13 protein-coding genes are annotated in these 14,904 nt (G+C 67.6%); 7 read left to right on the forward strand and 6 right to left on the reverse strand.

What is annotated here, in order from left to right; translation table 11 throughout:
* Window positions 1-70: 70 nt before the first annotated feature.
* A complete protein-coding gene (locus tag PAM7066_RS11830) occupies window positions 71-2,281 on the reverse strand; it encodes a transglycosylase domain-containing protein (RefSeq protein WP_085854380.1) in 2,211 nt (736 codons plus the stop codon).
* Window positions 2,282-2,554: 273 nt separating this feature from the next.
* On the opposite strand from PAM7066_RS11830, the gene PAM7066_RS11835 reads away from it, so the two are divergent.
* Together PAM7066_RS11835 and PAM7066_RS11840 are read left to right on the forward strand one after the other, a co-directional pair.
* Window positions 2,555-2,893, forward strand: coding sequence for a P-II family nitrogen regulator (locus PAM7066_RS11835; protein ID WP_085854381.1), 339 nt, complete (start codon window positions 2,555-2,557; stop codon window positions 2,891-2,893).
* 39 nt (window positions 2,894-2,932) lie between these two features.
* Window positions 2,933-4,264, forward strand: a complete 1,332-nt coding sequence (locus tag PAM7066_RS11840; RefSeq protein ID WP_370738092.1) for an ammonium transporter AmtB — start codon at window positions 2,933-2,935, stop codon at window positions 4,262-4,264.
* Window positions 4,265-4,369: 105 nt separating this feature from the next.
* Here PAM7066_RS11840 and PAM7066_RS11845 read toward each other — a convergent pair whose 3' ends face one another.
* The 4 genes from PAM7066_RS11845 to dapA all read right to left on the reverse strand — a co-directional run bounded on the left by PAM7066_RS11845 (window position 4,370) and on the right by dapA (window position 7,987).
* The gene (locus PAM7066_RS11845; protein ID WP_085854383.1) at window positions 4,370-5,551 is read right to left on the reverse strand and encodes an amino acid aminotransferase; all 1,182 of its coding nucleotides are present in this window, start codon (window positions 5,549-5,551) and stop codon (window positions 4,370-4,372) included.
* A complete protein-coding gene (gene sseA / locus PAM7066_RS11850; RefSeq protein ID WP_085854384.1) occupies window positions 5,552-6,406 on the reverse strand; it encodes a 3-mercaptopyruvate sulfurtransferase in 855 nt (284 codons plus the stop codon). It lies immediately after the preceding gene.
* Window positions 6,407-6,562: 156 nt separating this feature from the next.
* A complete protein-coding gene (gene smpB / locus PAM7066_RS11855) occupies window positions 6,563-7,036 on the reverse strand; it encodes an SsrA-binding protein SmpB (protein ID WP_085854478.1) in 474 nt (157 codons plus the stop codon).
* 72 nt (window positions 7,037-7,108) lie between these two features.
* On the reverse strand, window positions 7,109-7,987 hold the full coding sequence (gene dapA, locus PAM7066_RS11860; RefSeq protein ID WP_085854385.1) for a 4-hydroxy-tetrahydrodipicolinate synthase: 879 nt from the start codon (window positions 7,985-7,987) through the stop codon (window positions 7,109-7,111).
* A 115-nt stretch (window positions 7,988-8,102) separates the two neighbouring features.
* Here dapA and PAM7066_RS11865 point away from each other — a divergent pair, with 115 nt between their 5' ends.
* Window positions 8,103-10,055, forward strand: a complete 1,953-nt coding sequence (locus PAM7066_RS11865; RefSeq protein ID WP_085854386.1) for a lytic transglycosylase domain-containing protein — start codon at window positions 8,103-8,105, stop codon at window positions 10,053-10,055.
* Here the strand turns inward: PAM7066_RS11865 and PAM7066_RS11870 are convergent, their stop codons facing one another.
* A complete protein-coding gene (locus PAM7066_RS11870) occupies window positions 10,056-10,469 on the reverse strand; it encodes a hypothetical protein (RefSeq protein ID WP_085854387.1) in 414 nt (137 codons plus the stop codon). It abuts the gene before it with no gap.
* Window positions 10,470-10,579: 110 nt separating this feature from the next.
* On the opposite strand from PAM7066_RS11870, the gene PAM7066_RS11875 reads away from it, so the two are divergent.
* Genes PAM7066_RS11875 through PAM7066_RS11890 form a run of 4 tightly spaced genes read left to right on the forward strand, consistent with a single transcriptional unit; the run spans window position 10,580 to window position 14,861 of the window.
* Entirely contained in the window at window positions 10,580-12,316 is a 1,737-nt protein-coding gene (locus tag PAM7066_RS11875) for a type I secretion system permease/ATPase (RefSeq protein WP_085854388.1), read from the forward strand.
* Entirely contained in the window at window positions 12,313-13,620 is a 1,308-nt protein-coding gene (locus tag PAM7066_RS11880; RefSeq protein WP_276326078.1) for an HlyD family type I secretion periplasmic adaptor subunit, read from the forward strand. The genes PAM7066_RS11875 and PAM7066_RS11880 overlap by 4 nt, the downstream gene beginning before the upstream one ends.
* A gap of 54 nt (window positions 13,621-13,674) precedes the next feature.
* Window positions 13,675-14,136, forward strand: coding sequence for a RidA family protein (locus tag PAM7066_RS11885; RefSeq protein WP_085854389.1), 462 nt, complete (start codon window positions 13,675-13,677; stop codon window positions 14,134-14,136).
* Complete coding sequence (locus PAM7066_RS11890) at window positions 14,133-14,861, forward strand: glycerophosphodiester phosphodiesterase family protein (RefSeq protein WP_085854391.1); 729 nt, start codon at window positions 14,133-14,135, stop codon at window positions 14,859-14,861. The genes PAM7066_RS11885 and PAM7066_RS11890 overlap by 4 nt, the downstream gene beginning before the upstream one ends.
* Window positions 14,862-14,904 lie beyond the last annotated feature (43 nt).

The following is a 14,904-nucleotide window of genomic DNA, read 5'->3' on the forward strand; positions in this document are numbered from 1 at the left end:
GGTCAACTGAAGCACCGCGCAGGGGTTCCAGCGCGGTGCTTCATATCACGGCAGAGTGCGCGCTTCGCGGTCAGTTGCCGAAGATGCTGAGCACGTCGTTGATGATCTGCTCGGCCACGTTTGCCGGTCTCGCCGGCTGCTGTGTCTGCGGCGCCGGCCCGATCAGGCGGTCGTTCTCGGATCGGGCGATCTCGGCTCCGCCTTCGTATTGGGGTGCAGGGGTGGCTTCGGGCTGCGCAACCTGCTGGGCCGGGGCGGGGTCGCGCATCGGCAACTGTTCCACGGGCAGCCCTTCATGGACCCGCACCATCGTCTCGCGCCAGATGTCGGCCGGGAGTCCGCCGCCGGTCACGCCGGTCAGGGGGGTGTTGTCGTCGTAGCCCATCCAGACGCCGGTGACGTATTCCGCGGTGAAGCCCAGGAACCAGGCATCGCGGGCGGCCTGGGTCGTGCCGGTCTTGCCCGCCGCGGGGCGTGCACCCAGGTCGGCACGCGATCCGGTGCCGCCCTCGATCACCTTGTTCATCATGTAGACCAGCTCTTCCGCCGCCTCCTGACTGATCACCCGTTCGCCCAGCCCGCCTTCCTGGCCCAGAAGCACCTCGCCCTCACCCTGCAGGCGCAGGTCCCGGATCCCGTAGGGCTCGACCGAGGTGCCGCCGTTGAGGATGCCGGCATAGGCACCGGTCATCTCGATCAAGGTCGATTCCGACACGCCGAGCGCCAGGGACGGACCGGCGGCGAGGTCGCTGTCGATCCCGAAATCCGCGGCGACGCGGCGCACGTTGTCCCTGCCGACCGCTTCGCTGACCTTCACCGTCGGAATGTTGAGCGAGTTCTGCAACGCTTCGGTCAGCGTGACCGGCCCGCGAAAGCGCCGGTCGTAATTCTCGGGGGACCAGGTGCCCGAGCCGGGGATGTTCATCGTCAGCGGCTCGTCCGTCACCGTGTCGTTCGGTGAGTAGCCCAGTTCCAGCGCGGTGGCGAAGACGAAGGGCTTGAAGGCCGAGCCCGTCTGCCGCTTGGCCATGATCGCCCGGTTGAACTGGCCCGCGACGCCCTTGAACTTGCGCCCGCCGACCATGGCGCGCACCGCGCCGTCCGCCGACATGACCACGATGGCCGCCTGCGCCTGCGAATCGGGGGCGACCTTGTTTTCGAACACGTAGCTCAGCGCGTTTTCGGCCGCCGTCTGGATGCGCGAATCGAAGGTGGTGCGCATGATGACGTCCTCGGTCGTCTTGCGCGACAGGAAGTCGGGCGCGGCGCTCATCACCCAGTCGGCGAAGTAGCCGCCGGCGCGGGCTTCGGCGGCGGCCGACAGTTCAGCCGGGTTGTCGCGGGCGAACTGCGCCTCGGCGGCGGTCAGGTAGTTCTGCTGCTCCATCAGGTTGATGACTGTCGCGGCGCGGTTGCGGCTGCGCTCGAGGTCGGCGGTCGGGGCGTAGCGGGTGGGCGCGACGAGAAGGCCGGCGAGCATGGCGGCCTCGGCCGGGTCGACCTCGTTCGCGGACTTGCCGAAATAGCGCTGCGCGGCGGCCTCGAACCCGCGCGAACCGGCACCGAGGAAGGCGCGGTTCATGTAGATCGTGAGGATCTCGTCCTTGGAGTACTTGGCCTCCATGGCCAGCGCGTAGACGCCTTCCTTGATCTTGCGCCACAGGGTCGTCTCGCGGCAGTCGGACTCGTAGGCGGTCTCGTTCTCCCACACGTCGGGATCGTAGGGCGTGCCGAGGCACAGAAGCTTGGCCGTCTGCTGCGTAATGGTTGATCCGCCATGGCCCGACAGCGGGCCGCGCCCTTCCTGCAAGTTGATCTTTACCGCCGAGGCGATGCCCACCGGATCGACGCCCGGATGCATCCGGAAGCGGCGGTCCTCGGTCGCGACGATGGCGTCGCGCAGGTAGGGCGAGACGGTGGCGGTGGTGATCTGGCCGCCGAACTGCTCGCCGCGCCACGCGAAGATCTCGCCGTAGCGGTCAAGGAGCGTGACCGATCCTTGCGAGCGGCCGTCGAGAATCGCCTGGGGGGGCGGCAGGGTCGTATAGACGTAGCCCACGCCCAGCCCCAGGATCAGCGCCATCACCAGCGCGCCGCGCCATGCGAGGCGGAAGACGATCCTGAAGACCAGCCGGAACGGCCACAACAGCCACCCGATCGGTCCGCGGGGGGCGGTGCGTCTGCGCGCGCGGGTGTTCGCGCTTTTCGGCTTCGACGTGCGTCCGTTGGTCTTCTTTTTCGGTGTCGATCGTCTGGACGCGGTCAGCGGGGTTCGTGCCATGGCCAGCGGCCCCTTGGTGTTCGTTCTGCTCTGCAGCGGATCATACAGGCTTGCGATGCGACAGAGAACCTGCGGTCGCGCGTTTGTCAGACTCATGGTTGCCTATTTATCGGGCGCAGGCGTCCATTTGCGCATAAATTGTGCAACTGCCGTGTTTTTGCCCCCCGTTTCGGAACGGCTGAACTTGTGAACGCCGCGCGCAGGCGGGTTCCTCGCTGCCAAGGCCCGCTGTTCGGGCGGCCGTAACAAGACGCGACAAGGGGTGACAGGAACGTGAAACTCATCATCGCAGCGATCAAGCCGTTCAAGCTCGAGGAGGTGCGCGAGGCGCTCACCTCCATCGGCGTGCGCGGCATGATGGTGACCGAGATCAAGGGCTTCGGCTCTCAGTCGGGACACACCGAAATCTACCGCGGCGCGGAATATGCCGTGAATTTCGTGCCCAAGATCAAGCTCGAGATCGTGGTGACGTCGGACATGGCCGACCAGGTCGTCGAGACGATCGTGAAGACCGCCAAGACCGACAAGATCGGCGACGGCAAGGTGTTCGTCCTCGACGTCGCGAGCGCGACGCGCGTGCGCACGGGCGAAACCGACGCAGACGCCATCTGAAGCCAGAAGCCGAAGGACATCGCAAGAAAGATGACACGTATGAACCGCATTCTCACAACGGCTGCCCTGGCTTTCCTGCCGGTCGCCGCCGTCGCGCAGGAGGCTGCCGAAGCGGTCGAGGTCGCGCCGACCTTCGACGAGATCGGCCCCTACCTCATGACCACGCTGCTGTTCCTGATCGGCGGCTTCCTGGTCTTCTGGATGGCGGCCGGGTTCGCCATGCTCGAAGCCGGGCTTGTCCGGTCCAAGAACGTCACCATGCAGCTGATGAAGAACATCGCGCTCTTTTCCATCGCCGCGGTGATGTACTGGCTGATCGGGTTCAATCTGATGTATCCGGGCGACGGATGGATCGTTTCGGGCTGGGTTGGCACCCTTTTCGCACCCACCGCGCTTGAGCCCGTAGGCCTTTCCGCAGGTGCCGCATCGTTGGACTATGCCTCGGTCGCGTCGGACTTCTTCTTCCAGCTGATGTTCTGCGCCACCACCGCGTCGATCGTCTCGGGCACCTTGGCCGAGCGCATCAAGCTGTGGCCCTTCCTGTTCTTCGTCGTGATCCTGACCGGCTTCATCTACCCGATCGAGGCGTCCTGGCAGTGGGGCGGCGGCTGGTTGTCGGAGATCGGCTTCTCGGACTTCGCCGGCTCGACCCTGGTGCATGCTGCGGGTGGCTTCGCCGCGTTGGCCGGTGCCATCGTCCTCGGCCCCCGGATCGGCAAGTACCGTGATGGTCGCACCAATCCCATGCCGGGTTCGAACCTGGCGCTGGCGACGCTGGGCACGTTCATCCTGTGGCTCGGCTGGTTCGGGTTCAACGGCGGCTCGCAGCTTGCCGCGGGCACCGTGGGCGACATCACCGACGTGGGCCGCATCTTCGCCAACACGAATGCCGCTGCGGCGGGTGGTGCCATCGCCGCGCTGATCCTGACGCAGGTGATGTACAAGAAGCCGGACCTGACCATGGTGCTGAACGGCGCTCTGGCGGGCCTCGTCTCGATCACGGCCGAGCCCTTGATGCCCACGCTGGGCGGTGCGACCCTGATCGGTGCCATCGGTGGCGTGATCGTGGTCCTTGCGGTTCCGATGCTTGACCGGATGAAGATCGACGACGTGGTCGGCGCCATCCCGGTGCACCTCTTCGCCGGCATCTGGGGCACGCTGGCGGTCCCGCTGTCGAATGACGGCACCAGCTTCGTGACGCAGTTCATCGGCGTCGCGGCAGTCGGCATCTTCGTCTTCGTCGTCAGCATGATCGTGTGGCTGATCCTGAAGGCGGCCGGCGGTATCCGGGTTTCGGAAGAGGCCGAGATCACGGGTCTCGACGTGGCCGAGCTGGGGATGGAGGCCTATCCCGAGTTCTCCAAGGCTTGAGGATTGCGACCCGGCGGAGGTCTCCTCCCCTTCCGCCGGATTGCAAAAGGAAAGGCCCGGGCAAGATCGCCCGGGCCTTTTCGTGTTCGGAAGCGTGTTCGCTGATCAGGCGCAGGTCTTGGCGATCGCCTCGGCCAGGATCGGCACGGTCCGGGCGTTGAGGCCCGCGATGTTCAGGCGGCTGTCGCCCACCATGTAGATGCCGTGGTCACGGCGCATCGCCTCGACCTTGTCGGCATCGACTCCGAGACGCGAGAACATGCCCCGGTGCCGCGCGATGAAGTCGAACCGGTCGTCGTTCAGCCGCTGGCGCAACTCGTCGGCCAAGTGCTTGCGCAGGGCGAGCATTCCCGAGCGCATCTCTTCCAGCTCGGCCTGCCATTCGGCGCGGAGTTGGGGGTCGTTCAGGATCGTCGTGACGATGCGGGGCCCGTGATCCGGCGGGAACGAGTAGTTCTGCCGGTTTAGGTGGTTGAGGTTGCCCTGCACCGTCTTGGTGTCCGACGCATCGCCGATGGCGAACAGGATCCCCGCGCGCTCGCGATAGATCCCGAAGTTCTTCGAGCAGGAGGCACCGACGAGCAGCTCGGGCTGCGTCTCGGCGAGGATGCGGGTGCCTTGCGCGTCGTCGTCCAACCCGTCGCCGAAGCCTTGATAGGCAAGGTCGACCATGGGGACGAGCTTCCGTTCGAGCAGGATCTCGGCCACCCGATGCCATTGGTCGGCCGTCAGGTTCGCGCCGGTCGGGTTGTGGCAGCAGCCGTGCAGCAGCACCACGTCACCTTCCTTCGCGCTGTTCAGGTCGGCGACCATGCCGTCAAAATCGACTCCGCCCGTGGTGGCGTCGAAATAGCGATACTCGACGAAGGGCGTGCCGGTCGTCTTGAGGATCGACAGGTGGTTCGGCCATGTCGGTGCGCTGACCCAGATGGTCGCGCCGGGGTTCGCCATGCGAATCAGGTCCACGCCCTGCCGGAACGCGCCGGTGCCACCCGGCGTCGCGATGGCGGCCACGCGGTCGGCCGCGCCGGTCTCGCCGAAGACCAGCTCGCGCATCGCCTGCGCATAGGCCGGGTCGCCCGACAGCGCGGTATAGCTCTTGGTGGTTTCGGACTTCAGCAGACGCTCTTCGGCCTTTTTCACCGCCGACATGATCGGCGTGTTGCCGTCCGGGTCCTTGTAGACGCCGACGCCGAGGTCGATCTTGTCGTCGCGCGGGTCCTCGCGGTAGCTCGCCATGAGCATGAGGATCTTGTCCGCCGGTTGGTCCTTCAGGTTCCCGAGCATTCAGGCGTCTCCCGTTGCGACCGGCAGGTCGCGATAGGCGCCCCACTCGGTCCATGAGCCATCGTAAAGCGACCAGTCGTCGTGACCGATCCGCGCCAGCCCAAGGGCCAGGATCGCGGCGGTCACGCCAGAGCCGCAGGTGGTGATGACGGGCTTCGACAGGTCGATGCCCGCCCCCTCGAACGCCGCCTTCAGGCCGTCGCGGCCCTTCATCGTGCCGTCGGCGTTCAGAAGCTGCGTGAACGGCAGGTTCCTCGATCCCGGGATGTGCCCCGCCCGCAACCCCTCGCGCGGTTCGGGTTCGTCACCCCGGAAGCGAGACGCGGCGCGGGCGTCGAGGATCTGCGGCGTGCCCAGCTTCGAGGCCTCGGCCGTCTGCGTCACGTCGCGCACCAGATCGTTGCGGCGCGACACCGTCATGTGCCGGTCGCGGATGACGGGGGGCAGGTCCTCGATCTCGCGGCCCTCGGCCTGCCACTTGGGAAGACCACCATCCAGAACGGCGACGTCCTTCTTGCCCATAAGCTTGAACAGCCACCACATGCGCGCGGCCGAGAAGATGCCCTTGCCATCATAGACCACGACCTGGTGGCCGTCGCCGATTCCCATGGCGCGCATCCGGCTGATGAACTTCTCGGGCGGGGGCGCCATGTGCGGCAGGTCCAGGCGCTGGTCGCTGATCTCGTCCAGGTCGAAGAAGCGCGCGCCGGGGATGTGCGCGGCCTCGTACTCGGCGCGCGGATCGCGATTCGCGTCGGGCATGTGCCACGAGGCGTCGATGAGCCGCAGATCGGGATCGCCGAGATGCCGGGCGAGCCAATCGGTCGATACGAGGGTCTTCGGGTCGTCGGTCATGGGGCCGGCCTTCGGAGCGGTTCACGTTCCGCAGGGCGTAGCCAAGCGCCGCCGCCCACGCAAGACGGAGCCGCGCGAAACGCAATGATACCTAGTCCTGCGGGGGTTCCAGGGCATGATCCCGCCGCCACGTCCCGCCGCGGCGCAAGAATCGGATCAGCCGTGTTCCTTCAAGAGGCGCTGCTTCTGGCGCTGCCAGTCGCGTTTCGCCGCCGTCTCGCGCTTGTCGGGGGCCTTCTTGCCCTTGGCAATCCCGATCTTCAGCTTCGCCATGCCCCGGTGGTTGAAGTACAGCACCAGCGGCACGAGCGTCATGCCCTTGCGCTGCGTCTCGGACCACAGGTTCGCCAGCTCTTTCCTGTTGACCAGCAGCTTGCGACGGCGCCGGTCCTCATGCCCGAACATGGCCTGATCGTAGGGAGCGATATAGGCGTTCACGAGCCACAGCTCGCCGCCATCGACGGTGGCGTAGCTTTCGGCGATGTTCGACTGGCCGGTGCGCAGCGACTTCACCTCGGATCCGTAGAGCTGGATCCCGCATTCGAGATCGTCCTCGATCGCGTAGTCGTACCGCGCACGCCGGTTCTCGGCGATCACCTTGTAGTTCGGGTTGTCCTTTGGTTTGGCCATGGCGTCCAGATAGGCGCGGCTGCGCGAGGTGTCCACCGGCCTGCGCAGTCGCGGGGCCAGTGGAGGATTGCGTCAGCTGCCCAGGACGCCCGCGTTCTCCATCGCGCTCTTCATCATCAGCTTGGTGCCCTCGGTCATCCCGACGAGGGGCAGGCGCACATCTTCGGTGCAGCGCCCCAGCAGCGACAGGCCGTATTTCGCGCCGACGAGGCCGGGTTCGGTGAAGACGGCGGTGTGCAGCGGCAGCAGTAGGTCCTGGTAGTCGAGCGCCTTCGCCCAGTCGCCATCCGCCATCGCCTGCTGGAACTCGGCGCAGAGGCGGGGGGCGACGTTGGCGGTCACGCTGATGCAGCCGACACCGCCATGCGCGTTGAAACCGAGCGCCGAGGGATCCTCGCCCGACAGCTGGATGAAGTCGCGACCGCAGGTCATGCGCTGTTCGCTGACGCGGACGATGTCGCCCGTCGAGTCCTTCACGCCGACGATCCGGGGAAGCTTGGCAAGCTCGCCCATGGTCGCGGGCGTCATGTCCACGACCGAGCGGCCGGGGATGTTGTAGATGATGATCGGGATGTCGGTGGCGTTATGCACCGCCTCGAAATGGGCGTAGAGGCCGGCCTGCGTCGGCTTGTTGTAGTAAGGCGTCACGACCAGCGCGCCGTCCGCACCGACCTCCTGCGCGTGGCGGACAAGCTGGATCGCCTCGTCGGTGCTGTTCGAACCAGCGCCCGCGATGACCTTCACGCGCCCGGCTGCGGTCTTGACGACCTCGGCCACGACGGTCTCGTGTTCGACATGGGACAGGGTCGGCGTCTCGCCGGTGGTGCCGACGGGGACGATGCCGCTCGTGCCTTCCTCGACATGCCATTCGACCAGCCGTTTCAGGGCGTCGAGGTCCAGCTTGCCGTCCTTGAACGGCGTGACCAATGCGACGATCGACCCTTTGAACATGTCTGGCTCCTTCATGGCTGGCCGGGGTACCGGCGGGTGGGACCCTATGCGGCGCACCCGCGGTTGCCAAGGTCGTGAATTGGCCAGAACAGCCGCGTGCCTTATCTGGGGGATCATGCGCCATCTTCTTATCGTGACCCTGTTCGCCTTTGCCTCCCCTGTCGTCGCGCAGGAGGCCCCGCCCGATGCGCCCGGTTTCGATGTCGGCATTGCCGAGGCCATCGAACGTGCCCGCGCGGGCCAGTGGCTCTCTGCCGGTGCCGCGGCCGAGCGTGCCGGACCCGTTTCCGCCGATATCATCGAGTGGATGTATCTGCGCGACGGCTTCGGAGACTTCGCCTCCGCGCTCGCCTTCCTCGAACGGCGACCCGACTGGCCGGGCCTCGCCCGTCTGCGCGCCCAGGCCGAACAGTACCTTCCCGAAACGCCCGCAGGCCCCGAGCAGGCCGAGGACGTGCTGCGCTTCTTCGGCGACACCACCCCTGCAACCGGCCGCGGCACCGTCGCGCTGGTCAACGCCTATCGCGCACTGGATCGCGACGCCGACGCGCAGGCCGAGACAGCGCTGGCCTGGACCACCCGGTCGATGACCGAGGGTGCCGAGCGGGCGCTGCTGTCGTATTATCCCGACATGCTCGAACCGCTCGAAGAGGAACGGGCCGACCGCATGTTCTGGATGGGCGAAAGCCGCGCCCTGACACGGTCGGCCGATCGGCTCGACGGCAATGCGGGGGCGTTGGTCAGGGCGCGGTCGCGCGCGCTCGGGGGTGCCGATCCGTCGGCACTTGCCGAAAGCCTGCCCGAGGCACTGCGGGCCGATCCCGGCCTCGCTTATCGGGAATTCCGCCAGCACATTGCCGGGGGGCGCACCAGTGCCGCCGAGCGGCTGACGCTTCAGCAATCGCCCGACAACCTCGGCGATCCCGAGGCCTGGGCGCGGGCCCGGCGCGACATGGTCCGCGACCTGATGCGCGAGGGCGAGGACCGCCGCGCCTACGCGCTTGCGGCTTCGAACGGGCTGGTCGAAGGATCCGATTTCGCGGACCTAGAATGGCTCGCCGGCTACCTCGCCCTCACGCGGCTCGACCGCCCCGAAGATGCGCTGGCGCATTTCCAGAACCAGAACGACGCGGTGTTCACGCCGATCTCGCTGGGGCGGGCATGGTACTGGATCGGCCGGGCTCACGAAGCGCTCGGCCAGGCCGAGGAAGCGCAGGTCGCCTATGAAGAAGGTGCGAAGCACCAGACCAGCTTCTACGGCCTCCTGGCTGCCGAAAAGATCGGCGCTCCGGTCGACCCGGCCTTGATCGATGCGGGGCCATCGATGCCCCTGTCCGAGGCCAGCTTCCGCACGTCCTCGGTGCTGGAGGCGGCGCTCTTGCTGCAAGCGGCGGGCGAGCGTGACATGGCCGAGCAGTTCTTCGCCCACCTGGTGGAATCGCTCGACGTCGAAGAGGCCGCGACGCTCGGCGACCTGATCCTCGAGCTGGGTGAGCCGCATATCGCGGTGCTTGTCGCCAAGCGGGCCGCGCAGAACGGCATCGTCATCCCCCGCGCCTATTATCCGGTCGTGGACCTGGGGCAGGAGAGCATGCCGGTCTCGGAAGCGCTGGCCCTGTCCATCGCCCGCCGCGAGAGCGAGTTCGATCCCTCGGTCTCGTCCCATGTCGGCGCAGGCGGGCTGATGCAGCTGATGCCGGGCACGGCGCAGGACGTGACCCGCTCGCTCGGCATCGGCTACTCGCGCGACCGGCTGTTCGAGGATCCGAGCTACAACGCCCGCCTCGGTACCGCCTACCTCGCGGGGCTCGAGCGGCGCTTCGGGCAGAACCCGGTGCTTGTCTCGTCGGGTTACAACGCCGGGCCGGGGCGGCCGCTGCAATGGATGAAAGCGCGCGGGGACCCGCGCGAGGCGGATGTGGACGTGATCGACTGGATCGAGATGATCCCCTTCGACGAGACCCGCAACTACGCCATGCGCGTCGCCGAATCGCTGCCGGTCTACCGTGCGCGGCTGGGCAACCCGGACGAGCGCATCACCCTGACCGAAGAGCTCAAGGGGCGCTGATCACTCGCCGTCGTCCTCGTCGATGGCGAGGGCGGCGGCCGGTATTTCACCCGCCGGCTCGCCCTCTTCGCAGGCCTCGTACTTGAAGGCGAAGCCGTCCCAGATGAGCAAGAGGCCCCCGTCGGCCGCGTTCATGAACATGGCGCGGCCGTCGAATGCGTCGTCGTCATCCTCGCAGGCCATGTCGTAGAGGACGGCCTGCATGTCGGTGACGTCCACCGGGTTGCTCATGTCGCAGGTGGTCGATCCGCCGTAGAGCGTGTCGTCCTCGACCTTCAGCGCGCTGCCTTCCTCGCCCGTTTGAATGCAGGCCATCGAGCTGTCGGCGCGCCACAACCCGTCGAACGTGTGGTCCTGCGCATGGGCCGTCACGGGAATCAGAAGGGCGAGGGCGGTCAGAGGGCGAAGGGTCAAGGCGGTCGCTCCGGTTGTTCAGGTCCGAGCCTGTGCACGGCAAGATCATTAACGGTACGGGAACATCTGGCAGGTAGCGTCCGGCTTGGCGAACTCAAGTTGCGGAGCCTATGCGAACCCCAGGGCAGATACGGTGTGGCGCGGCGGAACTCCGGGCGGTCCGGGCGGAAAGCCGGCGGCTGTTCGCGGTCGTGGGGGTGTTCTCGCTTTTCGTGAACCTGCTGATGCTGACCGGGCCGCTCTTCATGCTGCAGGTCTATGATCGCGTGCTCGGCTCGCGGTCCGAGGCGACGCTGGTGGCGCTGACGCTTCTGATGGCCTTTCTCTTCGCGATGATGGGGGTGCTCGACTTTGCGCGCGGGCGGATCCTGTCGCGGATCGGTGCCCGGTTCCAGGGGCGGCTCGACCGGCGGGTGTTCCAGGCCATGGTCCGCGACGCTGCGGGCGCGCCGGACGAGGGCGCGCGCAACCATCTCGACGATCTCGAATCGGTGCGCCGCTTCATCGCCTCGCCACTGGTGCCCGCGCTGTTCGACATGCCGTGGACCCCTGTTTTCCTCGGCCTGATCTTCGTGTTCCATCCGCTTCTCGGGTGGCTCGCGCTGTCCGGTCTTGTCGCGCTGTCGCTGGTCGCGGCAGCGAACCAGTGGCTGTCGCGGCGGTCGCAGGCGGCTTCGATGGTGGCCACGACCCGCGCGCAGCGAATGTCCGAGCAGATCCGGACCGAGGCCGAGATGGTGCGCTCGCTGGGAATGCAGGATTCCGCCTTCACCCGTTGGCAGGGCATCCGCGAGAGCGCACTGGATCAGGCGGTCCGCGCAGGCGAGACGACTGGAGGGTTCTCGGCCCTGACCCGGACGCTCCGGATGTTCCTCCAGTCCCTGATGCTGGCGCTCGGGGCGTGGCTCGTCCTGCAAGCACAGTTGACCGCCGGCGGAATGATCGCTGCGTCCATCATGCTGGGCCGCGCGCTTGCCCCGATCGATCTGGCGCTGGGGCAGTGGCAGGTGTTGCAGCGCGCGCGGCAAGGCTGGAGCGGCATGGCCGAGCTTCTGGGAAGTGTCGCCGAAGAGCCGCCGCGCACCGCCCTGCCGCGCCCCGAGGCCCGGCTGACCGTCGACCAGATCACCGTGATCCCGCCCGGGCAGGCCCAGGCTTCGCTGCGCATGGTCTCGTTCGACGTGGCGCCCGGCGAGGCGGTGGGCGTGATCGGACCTTCGGGATCCGGCAAGTCCACGCTGGCCCGCGCGCTCGTCGGTGTCTGGCTTCCCGCCGGGGGTCGCGTCCGGCTGGGTGGCGCCGCGCTGGACCAGTACGAGCCCGACGTCCTCGGCCAGCATGTGGGCTACCTGCCGCAGCGGGTCCAGCTTTTCGACGGGACCATCGCCGAGAATATCGCCCGCCTTCGTCCCGGCGCCGACGACGCGCAGATCGTCGCGGCCGCGCAGAAGGCGGCCGCGCACGACATGATCCTGAAGCTTCCGCAGGGTTACGACACGCAAGTATCCAGCGCGGCGGGGCGACTGTCGGGCGGGCAGATCCAGCGCATCGGCCTCGCGCGGGCGATGTTTGGCGCGCCGGTCCTCCTGGTGCTGGACGAGCCGAACTCCAATCTCGACAACGAGGGGAGCCAGGCGCTGAACGAGGCCATCGCCACGCTCAAGTCGTCGGGCGGCGCCGTGGTGATCATGGCTCACCGCCCCGCCGCCATCCAGCTATGTGACAAGCTCGTCATGCTGGAAAGCGGGATGCGCCGCGCCTTCGGCACGCGCGACGAGGTGCTGCGGCAGGTCACCCGGAACCACGGGCAGCTGATCGGGCACACCAGCGTCGGGGGCGTATCGTGAGCGGCCTGCCTCACGCCTGGTCGGCACGTGGTCCCGTGGCGATCGGGCTGCTGGCGCTCATGTTCCTTGTGGGCGGCTTCGGCTCCTGGGCCGCGTTCAGCCAGATCGCCGGCGCGGTCGTCGTCGCCGGGCAGATCAAGGTCGAGCAGAACCGCCAGGTGGTCCAGCACCCCGATGGTGGCGTGGTCGAGGAGATTCATGTCGCCGAGGGCGACACGGTCGCCGCCGGCGATGTCCTTCTGACGCTCGATCCGACAACCCTGCAGGGCCGCCTGACCGCCGCCCGCGCGCAGCTGTTCGAGTTGCGCGCACGCCGCGCCCGGCTGGAGGCCGAGCGGGATGGGACGCCGCAGGTCGAATTCCCCGCCGGCCTCCTCGGGGCGGCCGCCCTAGACGCCGAGGCCGCCGATCTGGTCGAGGGACAGCGCAACCTGTTCGAGGCACGACGCGAGACGGCGGAAAAGACGCTTGCTCAACTACGCCGCCGCCATGCGCAGATCGAACGCCAGATCGAGGGCCAGGCTGCGCAGGAGGACAGCTTGGAACGGCAGGTCGCGTTGGTGGGCGAAGAGCTTGCCGATCAGCAGGTGCTGCTCGATCGTGGGCTCGCGCAGGCCAGCCGGGTGCTGTCCCTGCAGCGCGAGGCGGCGCGGCTCGACGGCCGGATCGGCGAGGTTGTCGCCTCGCGCGCCGAAGCGGCCGAGCGTATCTCCGAGATCGCGGACCAGGAGCTGGTCTACACCGTCCGTCGCCGCGAAGAGGCGATCACCGAGCTGCGCGACCTGCGCCCGAAGGAGGCCGAAACCGCCGAGCAGGTCGCCTCGCTTACTGCGCAGGTCGAACGGACGAAGATCACCGCGCCCGTGGGCGGGGTGGTATACGACCTGACCGTGTTCGGATCGCAGGCCGTGATCCGCGCGGCCGAGCCGTTGCTGTATGTCGTGCCGCAGGACCGCCCCCTGGTGATCGAGGCACGCGTTCCACCGATCCACGTGGACCAGGTGGATGTGGGACAGGCGGTCGTGCTGCGCTTTTCCTCGTTCGATGCGCGCACCACGCCCGAACTGACCGGCGCCGTCACCCGCGTCTCGGCCGACAGCTTCGCGGACGAGGCCAGCGGGCAGCCCTTCTATCGGGTGGAGCTGGTGCTCGATCCCGGCCAGATCGACCGTCTGCCCCCGGGTCTGCAGCTGATCCCCGGCATGCCGGTCGAGGCGTATCTGCGGACCGAGGACCGCACCCCGATCGCCTACCTGGTGAAGCCGCTCGCCGACTATTTCAACCGCGCGTTCCGGGAAGGTTGACGCAGGGCCGCCCCCCGCGTCATGTGGCGCCGGACGGCGCATTGGAGGCACGAGATGGGACGGATCGACGATAGACTCGCAGAGTTGGGTGAGACCTTGCCGGACGCGCCCTCACCGGCGGCGAACTACGTGCCCTACCTGCAGGTGGGCGACATGCTCTATGTCTCGGGCCAGATTAGCCAAGGCCCCGACGGCCCCATCACCGGCACGCTGGGTGGGCCCGGAGACATCGAAACCGGGCGCGACGCCGCGAAGTGTTGTGCGCTGTCGCTTCTGGCGCAGGTTCGTGCCGCGACGGGAGGCGATCTCGACCGATTGGCGCAGGTGGTCAAGCTGACGGGCTTCGTCGCTTCGGCGCCGGGCTTCACAGACCAGCCCAAGGTGATCAACGGCGCCTCGGACTTCCTGGTGGAGGTGCTGGGCGACGCGGGCCGGCACACCCGCTCGGCCGTCGGCGCATCGGCCCTGCCTCTTGGCGTGATGGTCGAGATCGAAGGCATCTTCCGCCTGTCATGAGCTTGCCCGCCATTTTTCTGGCCCACCCGTTCGCCCATCGGGGCCTGCACGACCGCGCGGTCGGGGTGATCGAGAACTCCTCCGCCGCGTTCGACGCCGCCGTGGAGGCCGGCTACGGCATCGAGCTGGACGTTCAGATGAGCCGCGACGGGGTGCCGGTCGTCTTCCACGACGACATGCTCGACCGGCTGACCTCTCGCCGAGGGCCGGTGGCCGATCTGACGGCGCAAGAACTGGAGACCGTGGCGCTGGACGGAAGCACGGACACGATCCTGCCGCTTCCTTACGTTCTCGAACGGATCGGTGGGCGCGTCCCGGTGCTGGTCGAGATCAAGGACCAAGGTGCTCGCGACGGGTTTCCTGCCGCCGTCGGGCATGCCATCGCCGCTGCCACTGGACCGATAGCGGTCATGTCGTTCAACCCGTCCTACATCCACGGCCTTGAGGGGCTGAATGCCCCACGCGGGCTGACCACCTGCGCGGCCGAAGACTACGGTTCCGACCTACCGGCCGAGACGCGCAGCAGGTTGGCGCGGATCGCGGATTGGGGGCCGGGGCTCAGCTTCGTAAGTCACGACCATCGGCACCTTGAAGACTCGCGCATTGCCGACCTGAAGGCCGAGGGCGCCAGCATCCTGTGCTGGACCATACGCAGCAAGGTCGATGCAGGGGCGGCGCTGAAGCTTGCCCACCAGATCACGTTCGAGGGGTTCCGGCCGGACTGACGCACCGCCTTGAAAGGCCGACCCGCGACGCCACCTCCACGCG

Origin of the sequence: Palleronia marisminoris (assembly GCF_900172315.1) — a bacterium.
Classification (GTDB): domain Bacteria; phylum Pseudomonadota; class Alphaproteobacteria; order Rhodobacterales; family Rhodobacteraceae; genus Palleronia; species Palleronia marisminoris.

What these genes read in the sequence shown, in the direction of transcription:
- PAM7066_RS11830 (WP_085854380.1), bottom strand. Translation starts at nt 2,281, where the DNA reads ATGGCACGAACCCCGCTGACCGCGTCCAGACGATCGACACCGAAAAAG.
- PAM7066_RS11840 (WP_370738092.1), top strand. Translation starts at nt 2,933, where the DNA reads ATGAACCGCATTCTCACAACGGCTGCCCTGGCTTTCCTGCCGGTCGCC.
- PAM7066_RS11845 (WP_085854383.1), bottom strand. Translation starts at nt 5,551, where the DNA reads ATGCTCGGGAACCTGAAGGACCAACCGGCGGACAAGATCCTCATGCTC.
- sseA (WP_085854384.1), bottom strand. Translation starts at nt 6,406, where the DNA reads ATGACCGACGACCCGAAGACCCTCGTATCGACCGATTGGCTCGCCCGG.
- smpB (WP_085854478.1), bottom strand. Translation starts at nt 7,036, where the DNA reads ATGGCCAAACCAAAGGACAACCCGAACTACAAGGTGATCGCCGAGAAC.
- dapA (WP_085854385.1), bottom strand. Translation starts at nt 7,987, where the DNA reads ATGTTCAAAGGGTCGATCGTCGCATTGGTCACGCCGTTCAAGGACGGC.
- PAM7066_RS11865 (WP_085854386.1), top strand. Translation starts at nt 8,103, where the DNA reads ATGCGCCATCTTCTTATCGTGACCCTGTTCGCCTTTGCCTCCCCTGTC.
- PAM7066_RS11875 (WP_085854388.1), top strand. Translation starts at nt 10,580, where the DNA reads ATGCGAACCCCAGGGCAGATACGGTGTGGCGCGGCGGAACTCCGGGCG.
- PAM7066_RS11885 (WP_085854389.1), top strand. Translation starts at nt 13,675, where the DNA reads ATGGGACGGATCGACGATAGACTCGCAGAGTTGGGTGAGACCTTGCCG.
- PAM7066_RS11890 (WP_085854391.1), top strand. Translation starts at nt 14,133, where the DNA reads ATGAGCTTGCCCGCCATTTTTCTGGCCCACCCGTTCGCCCATCGGGGC.